Source organism: Kitasatospora sp. NPDC048407 (genome assembly GCF_043200475.1).
Taxonomy (GTDB): domain Bacteria; phylum Actinomycetota; class Actinomycetes; order Streptomycetales; family Streptomycetaceae; genus Kitasatospora.
Window position 1 is genome coordinate 53,762 of sequence record NZ_JBICXW010000022.1, and the last position, 15,812, is coordinate 69,573.

Annotated in this window: 15 protein-coding genes; 2 read left to right on the plus strand and 13 right to left on the minus strand. The window is 72.6% G+C overall.

Features of this window, described 5'->3' with window-relative positions; genetic code table 11:
- Window positions 1-100 precede the first annotated feature (100 nt).
- The 4 genes from ACGFWJ_RS30205 to ACGFWJ_RS30220 all read right to left on the minus strand — a co-directional run bounded on the left by ACGFWJ_RS30205 (window position 101) and on the right by ACGFWJ_RS30220 (window position 4,541).
- A complete protein-coding gene (locus tag ACGFWJ_RS30205) occupies window positions 101-1,957 on the minus strand; it encodes a BTAD domain-containing putative transcriptional regulator (protein WP_392955265.1) in 1,857 nt (618 codons plus the stop codon).
- A gap of 57 nt (window positions 1,958-2,014) precedes the next feature.
- Window positions 2,015-2,209: a hypothetical protein gene (locus tag ACGFWJ_RS30210; protein WP_387866926.1), complete on the minus strand. Its 195-nt coding sequence runs from the start codon at window positions 2,207-2,209 to the stop codon at window positions 2,015-2,017.
- A gap of 165 nt (window positions 2,210-2,374) precedes the next feature.
- Complete coding sequence (locus ACGFWJ_RS30215; RefSeq protein ID WP_387640563.1) at window positions 2,375-2,611, minus strand: hypothetical protein; 237 nt, start codon at window positions 2,609-2,611, stop codon at window positions 2,375-2,377.
- Window positions 2,612-2,873: 262 nt separating this feature from the next.
- A complete protein-coding gene (locus tag ACGFWJ_RS30220) occupies window positions 2,874-4,541 on the minus strand; it encodes a carbohydrate binding domain-containing protein (protein WP_392955207.1) in 1,668 nt (555 codons plus the stop codon).
- Window positions 4,542-4,866: 325 nt separating this feature from the next.
- On the opposite strand from ACGFWJ_RS30220, the gene ACGFWJ_RS30225 reads away from it, so the two are divergent.
- A complete protein-coding gene (locus tag ACGFWJ_RS30225; RefSeq protein ID WP_392955209.1) occupies window positions 4,867-5,769 on the plus strand; it encodes a phosphotransferase enzyme family protein in 903 nt (300 codons plus the stop codon).
- Between the two features lie 7 nt (window positions 5,770-5,776).
- Here the strand turns inward: ACGFWJ_RS30225 and ACGFWJ_RS30230 are convergent, their stop codons facing one another.
- The 7 genes from ACGFWJ_RS30230 to ACGFWJ_RS30260 form a co-directional block, all read right to left on the minus strand.
- Complete coding sequence (locus ACGFWJ_RS30230; protein ID WP_392955211.1) at window positions 5,777-6,988, minus strand: LCP family protein; 1,212 nt, start codon at window positions 6,986-6,988, stop codon at window positions 5,777-5,779.
- A gap of 29 nt (window positions 6,989-7,017) precedes the next feature.
- On the minus strand, window positions 7,018-7,557 hold the full coding sequence (locus ACGFWJ_RS30235; protein ID WP_387640569.1) for a SigE family RNA polymerase sigma factor: 540 nt from the start codon (window positions 7,555-7,557) through the stop codon (window positions 7,018-7,020).
- A gap of 292 nt (window positions 7,558-7,849) precedes the next feature.
- A complete protein-coding gene (locus tag ACGFWJ_RS30240; protein ID WP_392955213.1) occupies window positions 7,850-9,016 on the minus strand; it encodes a S8 family serine peptidase in 1,167 nt (388 codons plus the stop codon).
- Between the two features lie 112 nt (window positions 9,017-9,128).
- The gene (locus tag ACGFWJ_RS30245; protein WP_392955215.1) at window positions 9,129-11,528 is read right to left on the minus strand and encodes a glycoside hydrolase family 65 protein; all 2,400 of its coding nucleotides are present in this window, start codon (window positions 11,526-11,528) and stop codon (window positions 9,129-9,131) included.
- A complete protein-coding gene (locus ACGFWJ_RS30250) occupies window positions 11,525-12,271 on the minus strand; it encodes an HAD family hydrolase (protein ID WP_387866914.1) in 747 nt (248 codons plus the stop codon). The genes ACGFWJ_RS30245 and ACGFWJ_RS30250 overlap by 4 nt, the downstream gene beginning before the upstream one ends.
- A gap of 63 nt (window positions 12,272-12,334) precedes the next feature.
- The gene (locus tag ACGFWJ_RS30255; protein ID WP_387640579.1) at window positions 12,335-12,802 is read right to left on the minus strand and encodes an SRPBCC domain-containing protein; all 468 of its coding nucleotides are present in this window, start codon (window positions 12,800-12,802) and stop codon (window positions 12,335-12,337) included.
- A 202-nt stretch (window positions 12,803-13,004) separates the two neighbouring features.
- Window positions 13,005-13,469 carry a carboxymuconolactone decarboxylase family protein gene (locus ACGFWJ_RS30260; protein WP_392955218.1) on the minus strand — a complete coding sequence of 155 codons (465 nt, stop codon included), beginning with the start codon at window positions 13,467-13,469 and terminating at the stop codon, window positions 13,005-13,007.
- Window positions 13,470-13,519: 50 nt separating this feature from the next.
- Here ACGFWJ_RS30260 and ACGFWJ_RS30265 point away from each other — a divergent pair, with 50 nt between their 5' ends.
- Entirely contained in the window at window positions 13,520-14,944 is a 1,425-nt protein-coding gene (locus tag ACGFWJ_RS30265) for a PLP-dependent aminotransferase family protein (protein WP_387640585.1), read from the plus strand.
- Window positions 14,945-14,953: 9 nt separating this feature from the next.
- On the opposite strand, the gene ACGFWJ_RS30270 is transcribed toward ACGFWJ_RS30265, so the two are convergent.
- Window positions 14,954-15,118, minus strand: a complete 165-nt coding sequence (locus tag ACGFWJ_RS30270; RefSeq protein ID WP_157815763.1) for a DUF6126 family protein — start codon at window positions 15,116-15,118, stop codon at window positions 14,954-14,956.
- 41 nt (window positions 15,119-15,159) lie between these two features.
- The gene (locus ACGFWJ_RS30275) at window positions 15,160-15,765 is read right to left on the minus strand and encodes a helix-turn-helix domain-containing protein (RefSeq protein WP_387866912.1); all 606 of its coding nucleotides are present in this window, start codon (window positions 15,763-15,765) and stop codon (window positions 15,160-15,162) included.
- Window positions 15,766-15,812 lie beyond the last annotated feature (47 nt).

Here is a 15,812-nt window from a genome sequence, read left to right on the forward strand (position 1 = left end):
GACACCGGGCAACCACACCCTGACCCGCACATTCCGGAAACGTGTCCGGACAACAACGGCCCGGACACGGCCCGTGAAACGTTCGTGAATCCGCCCGTCCTCAGGCTGTCACCAGCAGCTGACGGTCCGCCGGGGCGGCCGGGGCACCGGCCCCGTCCGACGGCTCGGGCAGCAGCCGCGAGCAGTCCCGGACCAGGCTGTGGAACGAGAACAGCGCCGCCCCCTCCTGCCGGATCAGGTTGTTCTCGAACAGCGCGTCCAGGCAGCACTCCACCTCGTCCGCACTCAGCCCGGTCACCGCCGCCGCCCGGTCCATGTCGAACGACCCGGCGGGCTGACGGCTCATCAAGCAGCTGAACCGCTGCTGGGCCCGGTCCAGGTACTGGTAGGACGCGCGCAGCAGCGCCATCAGGTCGCGGTCCCCGGTGCGCAGGCAGCGCGCCCGCCGCTCCGGGTCGGCCAGCCGCTCCACCAGGTCGGCCACCGACCACGCCGGACGGTCCCGCAGGCGGGTCGCGGCGATCCGCACCGCCAGCGGCAGGTAGCCGCACAGTGCCGCTGCCTCCGCCGCCCGGACCGGCTCCCGCGCCACTCGGCGCTCCCCGGCGATCCGGGCGATCAGCTCCACCGCGTCACCCGGCGGCAGCACGTCCAGCGGCAGCGCCACCGAGCCGTCCAGCGCGCTCAGTTTGCGCCGGCTGGTCACCAGCACCAGGGTCTCGCCGGCGCCGGGCAGCAGCGGGCGCACCTGGGCGGTCGCCGCCGCGTCGTCCAGCACCAGCAGGCAGCGCCGGCCGGCCAGCCGGGAGCGCCACAGCGCGGAGCGCTCCTCCAGCGAGGCCGGGATCCGCTCGGGCCGCACGCCGTCGGCGCGCAGCAGCGAGGCCAGCGCCTGGGCGGGCGGTACCGGCGGCTTGGACTCGTCGAAGCCGTCCAGCGCGGCGAAGAACTGGCCGTCGGGGAAGTCGCTGGTCACCCGGTGCGCCAGGCGCACCGCGAGGGTGGTCTTGCCGACACCGCCCATGCCGTCGATGGACAGCATCAGCGGAGCTCCGGCCGTCCGCTGGGACACCGCCTCCTGGAGCAGGACGAGTTCGCCGGTCCGGCCGGTGAAGTCGGAGAGGTCGTGCGGCAGGCAGTTCGGCCGCTGGCCGGGCGCCGGGTCGCTGCCGGCCGCCGGCCGCGCCGTGACCGGTTCGCCGACCTGGCCGGGGGTGTCGTGCACGCCGGGCGCGTCCGCGAGGATCTCCGCCTGCAGCGCGCGCAGTTGGGGGCTCGGCTCCAGGCCGAGTTCGTCCGCCAGGAAGCGGCGGCCCTCGTCGTACACGGCGAGCGCGTGCGCCTGCCGGCCGCTGCGGCACAGTGCCGTCATCAGGCTCCGCCGCAGCGAGTCGCGCAGCGGGTACTCGGCCAGCAGCGCCGTCAACTCGCCGACCAGCGAGGAGGTTTCGCCGACCTTCAGGCGCAGCGCCATCAGGTCTTCGAGCGCGGTCAGCCGCTGCTCGTTCAGCTTCACGGCGGCGCTGGTCACCGCGGGGCAGTGGATGCCGGCGAAGGCGTCGCCGCGCCACAGGTCCACCGCGGACTGCAGCAGCCGGATCGCCTCCAGGACCTGCCCGTCGCGTTCGGCGGCCCGGGCCTCGCGGACCTTGCGGGTGAAGCGGTGCGCGTCCACCGCGTCCTCGGGCACGGCCAGCCGGTACCCGACGTCGACCGTCACCAGCCGGTGCTCGCCGGCGGCCAGCACCCGTCTCAGGTCGCGGATCGCGTTGTGCACCTGCGGTCTGGCCGACGGCGGCGGGTCCTCCCACAGCTCGTCCACCAGGAAGTCCATCGGCACCACCCGGCCGGCGTTCAGGAGCAACAGCGCCAGGAGTCTCTGCTGCCGCATGCCCCGGACGTCCACCAGGACGCCGCCCTGACGCGTCTCCAGCGCGCCCAGGACCAGGTATTCCATCGTCTTCACCCCCGTGAGTGTCGGTCGGATGTGTGCTCGTCGGTGTCGTGCGGGGGCTCAGCCGCCCCAGGTGACGTCGCCGTTCGGGGAGGCGCCCGGGCCCGGGGTGGCCGTCGCGGTCTGCGCGACCTGACCGGCGCCGGTGCCGTCGGCGAGATTTCCGGAGTGTTCCACCGTTGTCGCGGAAAAGGCCAGGGCGGCAATTGCGGCGAGCGAGAAAGCGAGGAACTTGGAGACGCGGGCGACCGGCACTGGAATTCTCCTCGTAAGTGGTGGGATTTCTTCGGGATTGTTTTCCCGGGTTTTCTGCCGGCGTCCGCGCTCTGCCGACACCGCTACTGTGCTCCGCCCCCGCCCCGGTGGGAACGGGTCGCGCCTGGACGGAACATGCACTGTCCTAAGCCGTCCACGCGGAGGCTAGTCGAAGTCCCACCAGGGCCCGGGAGCCAGTGCGGTGCCCACCGAGAGGACGGCGAAGCCGACCAGCGCGGACTCCTTCCGCACCGCCCGCCGCACCAGCCCGGCCGCCCGGTCCTCCGCCTCCAGCAGGGTGGATGCCAGGCTGAACACACCCACGGTGACCTCGTCGGATCCGGTCAGATGGACGCTCACGTGCTCCAGCGCGTCCGGGACTTCCGCGTGAGAACGAATCAATTCCGCCAGGTCGGGAGGAGCGCCTCGACCGACCGGCGAGCGTAGTCGCGCGTGGACCAGATACATACTCTTATCTTCGACCCCCTCACTAGGGGCCCGGTCGATTCCGGCCTGGTCGATTTAGGTCATGACATAAACCGACCAGGCCAGGCATCGGGCCATTTCGGGCCGAAGGGCGACAGCGCCCCGGGAGCGGCCGGCGCTCCCGGGGTCGCGTCAAGTCGTTGTCCACAGGTCTGTGGACAAGCTTGCGAGTGGAACGTCAGCGGCCCTGGAGCGCCTTGACGTTGTCGCCGAAGCTCCAGCCCTTCGAGCCGTCCCAGTTGATCGACCAGTCCATCAGACCCTTCAGCTGGCCGTTGAAGGCGCCCCAGGACTGGCTGACCAGGCTCGGCGCCATGTACCCGCCGCCCGCGCCCGGCTGGGCCGGCAGGCCCGGGACCTGCTTGTCGTACGGGACCTTGATGGTGGTGCCCTGGATGGTGATGCCGTTGTTCAGGCAGGTGGTCTGCGCGGTGAAGCCCTGGACGGTCCCGGCCGAGTAGGAGTCGCCGGAGCAGCCGTACATCGAGCCGTTGTAGTACTGCATGTTCAGCCACCACAGCCGGCCGTTGTCCACATACTTCTTGATGACCGGCAGGTAGGCGCCCCAGATCGAGCCGTAGGTGACGCTGCCGCCGGTGACGTACGCGGTCTCGGGGGCCATCGTCAGGCCGAAACCGGCCGGCATCTGGGCCAGCACGCCGTCGATGATGCGAATCAGGTTGGACTGCGAGGGGGACAGCGTGCCGATGCTGCCGCTGCCGGACAGGCCGGTCTCGATGTCGATGTCGATGCCGTCGAAGTTGTACTTCTTCAGGATCGGCACGACGGTCGCCACGAACCGGTCCGCGACGGCGCTGGAGCTCAGGTCGATGCCCGCGGCGGCGCCGCCGATCGACATCAGGATGGTCGCGCCGGCCGCCTTGGCCTGGCACATCTCGGCGGGCGTGGAGACCTTGACGCCGGTGTCCATGCCGTCCTGCCACAGCACGGTGCCGTCCGAGAGGATCACCGGGAACGCGGCGTTGATGACGTTGTACCCGTGCGCGGCCATCCGGCTGTCCGTGATCGGCGTCCACCCCATCCCGGGGTGCACGCCGTTGGACGCGCCGTCCCAGTTCTCCCAGTACCCCTGCAGCACCTTGCCGGCCGGCCGCGGCTTGGTCGGACAGGTCGCGTCACCCGAACTCGGGCTCGACGACGGGCTGCTGGACGCACTGCCGGACGGGCTGCTCGACGGGCTCGACGAGGGGCTGCTCGACGGGCTGGACGAAGGGCTGGAGGAAGGGCTTGACGACGGGCTTCCGCTCGGCGAGGGGCTGCTGCCGCCGGGACCGGAGAGCGTGACGTCGTCCGCGTAGTACGCGGGCTGCCCGTACCAGCCGTGCACGAAGACGGTCACCGACGTGGTGTTCGCGCTGGTGCTGAAGGAGACGCTGAGCTGCCCGTACGAGGCGTTGTTGGCCGTCCAGGTGGACGGGGAGCCGGTCAGCCCGGTGCCGGTGGCGCCGAGGTAGACGTAGCTGCCCTGCACGTACGCGCTCAGCGTGTACTGCGAGTTGGGCTGCACGCTGATGGTCTGACTGCACTGCGCGGTGTCCTGGCCGCCGGGGGTGGCCTGGAGCGCGGAGCTGCCGGAGTGGACGGGGCTGCCGACGGTGCCGGCGCCAGAGCAGGTCCAGCCGGAAAGGCCGTTCTCGAAGCCGGAGTTGACCACCAGGTTGGTGGTGTCGGCGGCGGCCGTGACGGTGCCGGCGACGGCGAGGCCGGTGCCGACCACGGCGGTCGCGCAGATTCCGGCGAGCGAGCGCTTCAGCATGCTCGGTCCGGCGTCCGGCCGGATCACCTGCGCTGCGCGTTCCACGCCCGCCCGTTGCGGGCGTGACATGCGTGAGCTCCGACGGAACATGTGGTGCTCCCTTCCCGCCGAGCGCCTGGTGGGGACCGTGCGCGTGGGGGCGTGACGCCCGGCTCTGGGTGAGGTGGGGGACATGTGGGGCTGTGCCGACCGGATCGTAAAAGTGCTGGAAGAGCCCGTCAATAGGTCTGGACCAAAGGCAAGGGTGGTCTGGACCATCGGCGAGGGGCGCTCGGTCCTGGGAGCGCCGCGGCCCCGAATTCCCTTACCGCATAAGCAGGGTGAACACTGACCCCGTGCGCCCTTCCGGTGCTCCGGAGCGCCGCGTCATGCCGGTCGCGGCCCCGGACGTCGAGTGGAACGAGCCCTGGACGTGGACTGCCGAAACCCCGCCGCCCTGCTGGCCGAGGCCTGCGCCGCCGCCGGTCGCCCGAGCGCCGGCGCGGAACTCATCCGGGCCGGCGAGAACACCCTGTGGCGACTGCCCGGCGGGGTCGTCGTCCGGATCGGCCGGCCCGGCCAAACCGCCGTCGCCGCGCGCGAGTTGACGGTGGCGCGCTGGCTGCACGCCCACCGCGTCCCGGCCGTCCGCCCGCTCGCCGACCCGCCCGAACCGCTCGTGGTCCGCGGCCGCCCCGTCACCTTCTGGCACGAACTGCCCCCGCACCGCCACTCCACCGCCCCCGAACTCGCGGCCGCGCTCCGCCGGCTCCACCAACTGCCGCCCCCCGAAGCCGGGTTGGAGGCCATCGACCCGTTCGTCCGACTCCCCGCCCGGATCGACGGCGCCACCACCCTCGACACCCCGCAGCGCGCCTGGCTGCACGCCCGGCTCGCCGACCTGCGCACCGCCTGGGCCGAACTCGACCACCCCGCCCATCGGTTGACCGTCGTCCACGGCGACGCCTGGAGCGGCAACCTCGCGGTCACCGCCACCGCCGCCCACCTACTGGACTTCGAACGCACCGCCCTCGGCCCACCCGCCTGGGACCTCACCTCCACCGCCGTCGCCCACGACTCCTTCGGCAGCCTCTCCACCCCCGGCTACGCGGCCTTCTGCACCGCGTACGGCGCGGACGTCACCGAGTGGCCCGGCTACCCGGTCCTCCGCGCCATCCGCGAACTGCGCGTCGCCCTCTACGCCTTGCAGCAGGCCGCCACCGACCCCGCCCGTCACCGCGCCCAGGCCCACTACCGACTGGCCTGCCTGCGCGGCGAACACGGGCCCCGGCCATGGCGGTGGACGGCCATCGACTGACCGGCCGTCAGTCAACGCAGGGCACCCCGTCCAGCTTCACCGGCACCTGCCCGGAGTTCCCCGAATACACCTCCCCGGTCTCCCCGGAGATGCTCGGCGAGACCGACGGCACCGGCCCGCTGCCCAGCAGGATCTGCTTGGCCGCCCCGTCCACCGTGCGCACGTGATTCCCCTCGAACGCGATCGGCAGCGTCGTGGCGGTGCCCCGCCCGGCCGCCAGCGCCGGCACCTGGCGGACGAAGTCCACCGGGCTCCACCCCTTGTCGGTCACCAACTGGTCGGAGAACGCGTCGTACAGCGCCGACAGCTTCGCCGGATCCGTCAGTACCCCGCCGGTGCGCAGCTTCGTCAGTACCCCGGCCAGGAACGCCTGGGCCCGGGTGGTCCGCTGCACGTCCGAGCCGTCGCCGATGCCGTGCCGCTGCCGGACGAACGACAACGCCTGTGCCGGGCCCAACTCCTGCTTCCCGGCCGGCAACCGGATCCCGCTCCAGGAGTCCTTCACCGCCTCGTTCAGACAGACCGGCACTCCGCCGAGGGCATGCACCACCCGGTCGAAGCCGTCCATCGAGATCTCGGCGAAGTGGTCCACCGGCATCTCCGCGACCTGCTCCACGGCCGTGATCAACGCGGCCCGCCCGGCCTCCCGGCCACGGCGCCGCAGCTCGTCCGCGGCCAGGCCCTGCCCGCGCAGCCGGTTCATCTCGGCGAGTTCCGCCTTCGGGTACAGGTCGCTGATGACGGCGTTCCCGTCGTGTCCGTCCGGCACCAACAGGTCCCGTGGTACGGACAGTTGCCGGACCTCGCCACCGTCCTTCGGGACGTGCACCAGGATCAACGTGTCGGGGCTGTCCGGGCCGGTGTCCACCGGTCCGCCCAGCGCGCCGAGGCCGGACCCCAGGCCCACCAGCAGGATCGTCACGCCCTGCTCCGGCGGCGCCGCAGGCGGCGGCGTCGCCGAATTGGCCAGCTCGATGGCGTTCGACCGCACCCCCGGCACACCGTGCGGCACCGTCAGCGCCCCCGCCCCGACCACCACGGCCGCTGCCAGCGCACCCCCCAGCAGCACCGCCCGCCGCCGCCGGGCCCGCTTGAGCCGCCGCCCCACCGCCAGCCCACCGTCCACCAGTCTCGCCGTCACCTCCGGACCGGGCCCCCCGCCCGCCTGCCCGAACGCCGCCCCCAAACGCACCTCGAACTCCCCGTTCCCGTCCGTCACTTCACCACTTCCTCGACCGAAATCCCCGCTCACCGCGCCACCAGCTCCGCCAGATCCGCGCCCAACAGCCCCCGCAACTTGACCAGCGCCCTCGAACACCGGGTGCGCACGGCAGCCGAACTGTCCTTCACCATCGCCGCGGTCTCCTCCACACTGCGGTCCTCCCAGTACCGCAGCACCACCACCGCCCGGTCCCGCGGCGGCAGTTGACCGAGCGCATCGACCAGCGCCAGCCGCAACGCCGAGTCCGGCCCGTGCTCCACCAGCTCCGGCAGCACCTGACTCGGCCGCTCACTGCTGCTGCGCCGCCGCTGGTGCGTCAGATACGCCCGCACCAGCACGGTCTGCGCGTACCCGGCCGGATTGTCGATCCGCCCCGCCCAGCTCGGCCGGTACAGCCGGTGCCACTGGGTGTACATCTGACCGAGCGTCTCCTGCACCAGATCCTCGGACAGATGCGCGTCCCCGCCGGTGAGGAAGTACGCCGAGCGGTAGAGCTGCCCGGACCGGGCCGCCGCGAACGCGACGAACTCCTCCTCCAGGGCCGCCCGCCGTCGAGCTGTGGCCACGTTTCCTCTCCCTCCACCGGATCCGCCCTATGACGGCCCGGCATGGCCAGGATGTTTCATCCGGCTCGCGAGAAGATTCCTGTCCGGTGGCGGACGGCTCCCGCGACGCCGACTGTGCGGGAGCGAAACCGGGGGCGCGGGGAACTGCGCGAAGCGGAAGGATCCGACCGCGAGATCGCGACGCAGGACAGTGACTTGCACGTGCTCGCGACCTAACGGACATGCCTTGCGCTTCGCGCAGTTCTCCCCCAGCCCTGGCGGGCCGGGAGGTACCCCCACGCGCCCCTGATTGCTAGCCCTGGAACGCCCCCACCCCGTTCGGCGTCCCCAGCCCCGTCGGCCCGTCATACCCCGGCCCCGCCGTGCACAGGTACGCCGGCCGGCACGAGGCTGTCGAACCGCTGACCACGTCGTTGAGCGCGTCCGGGTGCGCGTACGGGAAGCTCGCCGGCCGGCTCCCGACCGCCGGCGCGCCCGCCAGCGCGTACGTCGCGGCGATGATCGGCGCCGCCGCGGAGGTCCCGCCGTAGGTGTACCAGCCGCTGCCGCCGTAGGTCTGGTAGACGGCGACGCCGGTCTCGGGGTCGGCGACGGCCGCGACGTCGGCGACCGTGCGCCGGGTGCAGCCGGTGTCCGCCTGCCACTTGGGCTTGGTGAGCTTGGTCGAGCACCCGCTGCCGGTCCCTTCGGTTGAGCTCGTGGACCAGACGTCCTCCGCCCAGCCGCGCGGCGAACTGTCGTTGCGGAGCGAGGTGCCCCCGACGGCCGTGACGTGCGGCGAGGAGGCCGGGAAGATCACGCCGTAGCCGCCGTCCCCGGCGGCGACGGCGATGGCCACGCCGGGGTGGTCGAAGTACCGGGTGTCGTAGGAGGCGGCGTTGCCGTTCTCGGGTGCGCCCCAGCTGATCGAGACGACCTTGGCGCCCATCGCGACGGCGGTGTTGACGGCGGCGCCGAGGTCGGCGATGCCGGCGCTGTCGGCCTCCACGAGGAGCAGGTGGGCGCGCGGGGCGATCGCGGAGACCATGGCGAGGTCGAGCGCCGTCTCGCCGGCCCACGCGCCGTCCGCGCGCGGGATCCGGGTGCCGCCGCGCTGGTCGGTCTTGCGGAAGCAGCCGCTGTCGGTGGTGCAGGCGGGCAGCCCGTAGTGGGCGCGGTAGACGCCGAGGTCGGCCTCGGCGTTGGGGTTGTCGTAGGCGTCGATGATCGCCACGGTGGTGCCTTCGCCGCCGTCGGCGGGCAGCCCGTACGCGGCGAGCAGGTCGGCGGGGCCGTAGCCCTCCCGCTCGGTGGCGGCGCTGACGACCCGCAGGGCCTGGCAGGCGGCGGTGTCGGTGTGGGCGGGGCGGGCGCAGTTGTGCACCCAGCGGGTGCCGCGGTGCGTGGTGTCGGCGTGCGTGGGGGTGGCGGCGGTGAGGGTGGTGAGCAGGACGGCGGCGGTGAGGGCGAAGGTGCGCACGGACTTGCCTCCGGTCGGGACTGCGGACCGGTGGCGCGCGTGAAGCTCCCTGCACGACCGGTCACGGTTCGTACAGGGAGTGTTGACGCCGCGTCAACGAATTATGCGTGCATCACTCGGCCGGTAGATGGTCGACGGCGCCGACTTGGACGCCGGCCTGGCTGTGCCGGCGGGCCGGTTCGCGGCCGGGCGGCTGGGTGGGCCGCTCGGCGGGGGTGCCGATCTTCTTGGTGGGGCGGCTGACGGGCTTGCCGGCTTCGACGTGCAGCGGTTCCTCGTCGTGCAGGACGGCCAGCACGCTGCCGCGGCGGAGGGTGTAGGTGGTGGTGGCGTGGGTGATGTCGACCCGCAGCAGGTGTTCGCGGACGCTCATGGAGAAGCACAGCCGTTGCAGTCCGGCGGGCAGCCGGGGGCGGAACGACAGGTGTTCGCTGTGGTCGCGCAGGCCGCCGAAGCCGGCCACCAGGGCGATGCAGGCGCCGGCCAGCGAGGCCATGTGCAGGCCGTCGCGGGTGTTGCCACCGAGGTCGTGCAGGTCCATCAGGGCGGCTTCGGCGGTGTAGTCGTACGCCAGGTCGAGCTGGCCGACCTCGGCGGCGATGACGGCCTGGGTGCAGGCGGACAGCGAGGAGTCGCGGACGGTCAGGCGCTCGTAGTAGGCGAAGTTCCGGGCCTTCTGCTCGGGGGTGAAGAGGTCGCCGCGGGTCTGCATGGCGAGCACCAGGTCAGCCTGTTTGACGACCTGCTTCCGGTACAGGTCGAAGTACGGGTAGTGCAGCAGCAGCGGGTACTTCTCGGGCGGGGTGGCCTCGAAGTCCCACATCTGGTGGTCGGTGAAGCCGTCGGCCTGCGGGTGAACGCCGATCTGCTCGTCGTACGGGATGAACATCTTGTCGGCGGCGTCGCGCCAGGCGGCGGCCTCCTCGGTGTCCACCCCGAACGCCGACGCCTCGTGCAGGTACTTCAGCGCGGCGTCGGCGGCGTTCCACAGGTTCGCCTGCGCCATCACGTTGGTGAAGACGTTGTTGTCGGCGACCGCGCTGTACTCGTCGGGGCCGGTGACGCCCTCGATCCGGAAGTTGCCCTTGGCGTCGTGGTGGCCCAGCGAACGCCACATCCGGGCGGTCTCCACCAGCAGTTCCAGGCCGTGGGTGCGTTCGAACTCGGTGTCGCCGGTGGCCCGGATGTAGCGGACCACGGCGGCCGCGATGTCGGCGCCGATGTGGAACGCGGCGGTGCCGGCCGGCCAGTACCCGGAGCACTCCTCGCCGCGGATCGTCCGCCACGGGAACACCGCACCCGCCAGGCCCAGTTGGGCGGCTCGCTCACGGGCCATCGGCAGCGTGGTGTGCCGCCAGCGCAGCGCCTGCTTGACGGCCTCCGGCAGGCAGTAGGTGAGCACCGGCAGCACGAAGGTCTCGGTGTCCCAGAACGAGTGCCCGTCGTACCCGGGGCCGGTCAACCCCTTTGCGGGGATGGCCCGTTCCTCGCTGCGGGCACCCGCCTGCAATACGTGGAACAGCGCGAACCGGACGGCCTGCTGGAGTTCGACGTCGCCCTCGATCTCGACGTCGTTGTCGCCCCAGAACCGGCCCAGGAACTCCTTCTGCTCGTCCACCAGGCCGTCCCAGCCGGTGTACCGGGCGGCGGTCAGCGCCGCCTCCACCTGGTCGCGGACGGCGGGCAGCGAACGGGTCGCCGACCAGCCGTACGCCACGAACTTCACCAGGCGCAGCTTCTGGCCGGCGTTCAGCACCGTGGTGATGGTGATCCGGGTCTGGTCCTCCGAGGACTCGGCGGCGGTGTCGATCCGCTCCGGCCCGTCGATCACGTGGTCGATCCCGGCGGCGACCCGCAGCCCGGAGAACCGGGTGCGGTGCACCAGCACGCCCTTCGTCCCGTCGGCGTGCCGCAGTTCGGCCGTCAGCGGGGCCTCCAGCACGGCCGCCGCCCGCGGGTCGCCGTCCCCGCCGCCCGGCATCTGCTCGTTGGCGACCAGTTCGGACTGCAGCACGATCCGGACCGGGCGGTCCACGGCCTCCACCGAGTAGTCGATCGCGCACACCGCCCGCTGCGTCAGCGACACCAGCCGGCGGGAGCTGACCCGCACCGTCCGCCCGGCCGGCGAGGTCCACTCGGCCTCCCGGCGCAGGATGCCGTCCCGGAAGTCCAGGCTGCGCCGGTGGCTGCGCAGTTCGCCGTACCGCAGGTCGAACGGCTCGTCGTCGACCAGCAGCCGGATCAGCTTGCCGTTGGTGACGTTGATGACGCTCTGCCCGGACTCCGGGAAGCCGTAGCCGCTCTCCGCGTACGGCAGCGGACGCAGCTCGAACACGCCGTTCAGGTAGGTGCCGGGCAGGCCGTGCGGCTCGCCCTCGTCCAGGTTGCCGCGCAGCCCGATGTGGCCGTTGGACAGCGCGAACACCGACTCCGCGCGGGCCTGCCCGGGCAGGTCCAGACCGTGCTCGCTGATCCCCCACGGATCGACCGTGAACGCCTCGGACGGGCTCATCCACGCTCCCCGAGCAGCTCCGACAGGTCATCCACCACCACGTCCGCGCCGTGCTCGCGCAGCGCCTCCGCCTGCCCGGTGCGGTTCACCCCCACCACCGTGCCGAAACCGCCGGCCCGGCCCGCCGCGACGCCCGCCAGCGCGTCCTCGAACACCGCCGCGTGCTCCGGTTCCACCCCCAGCTGCTTCGCGGCGGCCAGGAAGGTGTCCGGCGCGGGTTTGCCCGCCAGGTGGTCGCGGGCCGCGGTGATCCCGTCCACCACCACGTCGAAAAGGCCGTCGATCCCGGCGGCCTTCAGCACATCCCGGCAGTTCGCACTGGACGAGACCACCGCCCGCGGCAGCCCCGACTCCCGCAGCCGGTGCAGGTACGCCACCGAACCCTGGTACGGCTGCACGCCCTGCTCGCGGATCATCCGCAGAACGGTCTCGTTCTTCGCCGCCGACAACCCGTTGACCGTCCGCGCCCCCGGCGGATCCTCCGGGGTGCCCTCCGGCAGCTCGATCCCGCGCGACGCCAGGAACTGCCGGGTGCCGTCCAACCTGGGCCGGCCGTCCACGTACCGGTCGTACTCGCCGACCGGATCGAACGGGACGAACGGGGCGCCGGTGCGCTCCGCCTCCGACCGCAGAAACCCGTCGAACATGTGCTTCCACGCGGCCGCGTGCACCTTCGCGGTCTGGGTCAGCACCCCGTCCAGGTCGAACAGGAAAGCGTTGATTCGGTCCGGAAGTCCCAACATGCTGCCAGTCTCACCCGCCGCCGCCACTCCATGCAGGTCATCACCCGGAACGGCGCGTCGTGGTCAGTCCGCGGCCGCGTGCACCCCCGGATGCGAGTGGCCGTCCGGCACGAAAAGCGGCTGCGGACGCCCGCTCTGCGCGTAGTCCTTCAACCGGACGATCGCCTCCGCCCACCCGCCCGCCGCCGCCGGGACCGACGCCACCGTGTCCGGCCCCCACCCGAGATGGCGCAGCAGCAACAGCGTGTGCCGCGACCCGTCGGGATGATCGAACAGGTCCCACGTCACCGTCGTGCCCTGCCACGTCGGCGGATACATCCCCACACTGCGCCACCCCACCCGGTCCAGGTCCGCACGCTCACGCCGGAGCCGAAGCGGCTCCGGCGCATCCGGCACCGTGACCAGCAGATCCTCCCCGTCCCGCTCGATCCCGGTGCTCCACCACGACGTCAACCCCACCCGGGTGTCCAACGCCGCCAGCAACCGCTCCCGGGACGCCGCGACGTCGACCTGCAAGGCGATCTCGGCCATCGCACTCACCTCAACCACCACCATCGCGCGAAACGCACTCGCGTGCGAAACCGGGGGCGCGTGGAACTGCGCGACAAGCGCAAACGTGTCCGCAAGGTCGCGAGCACGTGCAAGTCACTGTCCTGCGTCGCGATCTTTCCGCCGGATGCCTTCCGCTTCGCGCAGTTCCCCGCGCCCCTGGTGGTGCTCTCCCTGGTTGCTCTCACCTGGCCGTCGGCGACATCCGGGTCGAGACGCCCACGCGGTTGAGCGCGTTGATGGTGGTGATCATGCCGATCAGGTGGGCGAGTTCGGTCTCGGAGAAGTGCTTCGCGGCCTCGTCGAAGACCTCGTCGGGGACGTGCGTGGTGGCGACCAGGGTGATGGCCTCGGTGAGGGCCAGCGCAGCGCGCTCGCGGGGGGTGAAGAACGGCGTCTCGCGCCATGCGGACAGCGTGTGCAGGCGGTGTTCGGCTTCGCCGTTCTCGCGGGCGTCCTGGGAGTGGATGTCGAGGCAGAACGCGCAGCCGTTGATCTGGGAGGCGCGCAGGTCGACCAGGTTGGCGATGACGGGGTCGCCGAGGCCGGCCCGGGCGAGGCGGTCGAGGGCGATCAGGTTGCGGTGGAACTCGGGGGCGACGCGGGCGAGGGCGAGGCGCTGGGCGGGGGCGGGGGTCTGGTCGGTCATGAACCCCACGCTAGGCGGGGGTTGGCCCGGTGGTGTGGTTCATTGGGGGGATGAGTTCCTGGGCCACTTTCGGCGGCGATCTGCATCTCGACCTGACTGCCGGGCGCACTCGCGGTCTCGGTCTGCGGGCCGCCCTGGAGGACGCGTTGCGCACGGCTGTGCGGGACGGCCGGCTCGCGTCCGGCACCCGGCTGCCGTCCTCCCGGGCGCTCGCGGCCGACCTCGGGATCGCCCGCAACACCGTCGCCGAGGCGTACACCCAACTCGTCGCGGAGGGCTGGCTGATGTCCCGCCAGGGGTCGGGCACGGTGGTCGCGGAGCGCGGCCCGCAGCGCGCGCCGGCCGCACCGCCGCCGGGCCTGCGGCAGCCCGTCGCGCTGCGGTACGACCTGAAGCCGGGCTCGCCCGACTTGAGCCGGTTCCCGCGCGGCGCGTGGCTCGCGGCGGCCCGCCGGGCGCTGGCGACCGCACCGCACGACGCATTCGGGTACGGCGACCCGCGGGGCCGGATCGAGCTGCGCCGGGCGCTGGCCGGCTACCTGGCGAGGGCCCGGGGGGTGCGGACCGATCCGGAGCGGCTGCTGATCTGTTCGGGCGTGCAGCAGGGTCTCGGCCTGGTCTGCGCGGCGCTGCGCGAGCAGGGTCTCGGGGCGGTCGCGGTGGAGGCGTACGGGCTGCCGCCGCAGCACGCGGTGCTCGCCGCACAGGGGCTGCCGATGCGTCCGCTGCGGCTGGACGCGGGCGGCGCGGTGACGGCTGAACTGGCTTGCACCGACGCCGGATTGGCGCTGTTGACGCCCGCGCACCAGTTCCCGATCGGGATGCCGTTGCGGGCGGCCCGGCGGGCGGAGGCGGTGGACTGGGCGCGGCAGGTCGGCGGTTATCTGCTCGAGGACGACTACGACGGCGAGTTCCGCTACGACCGGCACGCGATCGGGGCGATGCAGGCGCTGGACCCGGAGCGGGTGGTGTACGCGGGCACCGCGTCCAAGTCGCTGGCGCCGGGCGTGCGGCTGGCCTGGCTGGCGCTGCCGGCCGCGCTGGTGGAGCCGGTGGGGCGGCACAAGCAGCTGGCGGACGGCCAGAGCGGCGCCCTGGAGCAGCTGACGCTGGCGGAACTGATCGAATCCGGCGGCTACGACCGGCATGTCCGGCGCAGCCGCCAACTGCTGCGTCGCCGCCGCGACCGGCTGGTCGAGGTGCTCGCCGAGCGGGCCCCGCGGGTGCGGGTGACGGGGATAAGCGCGGGCCTGCACGCCGTCCTGGAACTGCCCGGGGATTCCCCGGGCGAGGACGAACTCCAGGCCCGCGCGCTGCGGGCGGGGCTGCGGGTGCACACCCTGGGGTGGAGCCGGGCCGAGGGCGCGGACCGGCCGCCGGAGTGGCCCCCGGCGCTGGTGGTCGGTTACGGCACGCCGCCCGACCACGCCTTCGAGGCCGCCCTGGACGCGCTGTGCACCGTACTGGGCCCCTGACGGGGCCGGTTACTTGCCGTGGCGGCCGACGTAGAACAGCAGGAAGAGGAAGCCCACGAAACCGTGGCCCGAGACGATGTAGATCCAGACCCGGATCCACACCCGGTTCGAGGCGCGGTAGCCCGCGTCGACGGTCTCCTTGTACTGCGGGACGGCGGGCTTGGTGTCGGCCATGGCGGTCTCCTGACGGTGGTGGCGGACGGGGGGTGCGGGGGCTACAGGCGGGGGGCGTCGCCGAGGCACAGGTCGCCGGCGGGGCTCTGCAGCAGGGTGTGGACGAAGATCAGGTCGAGACCGGTGTCGGAGTCGGCCGCGATGCAGTGCGGGGTCAGCGAGTCGAAGTGGGCGGAGTCGCCCTCGCCGAGCAGGTGCACCCGGTCGCCCAGGGTGAGCCGCATCCGGCCCTTGGTGACGTAGAGCCACTCCTCGCCGGGGTGCACCCGCACCACGGCGTCCTGCGAGCTCGGCGGGACGTGCACCCGCAGTGCCTGCATGGCACGGCCCGGCGCACCGGCGCGCCGGTACCCCCAGCCGCCGGCCCGGCCCGGTTCGACCACGCCGCCGCGGATCACCGGATCCGGCTCGGCCACCTGCTCGCCGAGCAGCCCGGACACACTGGTCGCGTACGCCCTGGCGAGGCCGAGCAGCACCGGCAGCGAAGGCTGACGCCGCCCGGTCTCCAGGCGTGACAAGTAAGCTGGCGACAGGCCGACCCGGGCCGCCGCGGCCTCCAGCGTGAGCCGGCTGGTGACCCGCTGCTCCCGGAGCCGCGCGCCGAGGCCCGCGACCTCCTGGTCGTCGCCCAGTGGACTGTCTGTCATGACTCCAGTCCACACCCTTTGTGCCTCACGGGCAACAAACTTGCCCC

Excerpts from the sequence above, each read along its gene's own strand:
- ACGFWJ_RS30205 (WP_392955265.1), bottom strand. The coding sequence starts at position 1,957 with ATGGAATACCTGGTCCTGGGCGCGCTGGAGACGCGTCAGGGCGGCGTC.
- ACGFWJ_RS30220 (WP_392955207.1), bottom strand. The coding sequence starts at position 4,541 with ATGTCACGCCCGCAACGGGCGGGCGTGGAACGCGCAGCGCAGGTGATC.
- ACGFWJ_RS30245 (WP_392955215.1), bottom strand. The coding sequence starts at position 11,528 with ATGAGCCCGTCCGAGGCGTTCACGGTCGATCCGTGGGGGATCAGCGAG.
- ACGFWJ_RS30250 (WP_387866914.1), bottom strand. The coding sequence starts at position 12,271 with ATGTTGGGACTTCCGGACCGAATCAACGCTTTCCTGTTCGACCTGGAC.
- ACGFWJ_RS30255 (WP_387640579.1), bottom strand. The coding sequence starts at position 12,802 with ATGGCCGAGATCGCCTTGCAGGTCGACGTCGCGGCGTCCCGGGAGCGG.
- ACGFWJ_RS30260 (WP_392955218.1), bottom strand. The coding sequence starts at position 13,469 with ATGACCGACCAGACCCCCGCCCCCGCCCAGCGCCTCGCCCTCGCCCGC.
- ACGFWJ_RS30265 (WP_387640585.1), top strand. The coding sequence starts at position 13,520 with ATGAGTTCCTGGGCCACTTTCGGCGGCGATCTGCATCTCGACCTGACT.
- ACGFWJ_RS30270 (WP_157815763.1), bottom strand. The coding sequence starts at position 15,118 with ATGGCCGACACCAAGCCCGCCGTCCCGCAGTACAAGGAGACCGTCGAC.
- ACGFWJ_RS30275 (WP_387866912.1), bottom strand. The coding sequence starts at position 15,765 with ATGACAGACAGTCCACTGGGCGACGACCAGGAGGTCGCGGGCCTCGGC.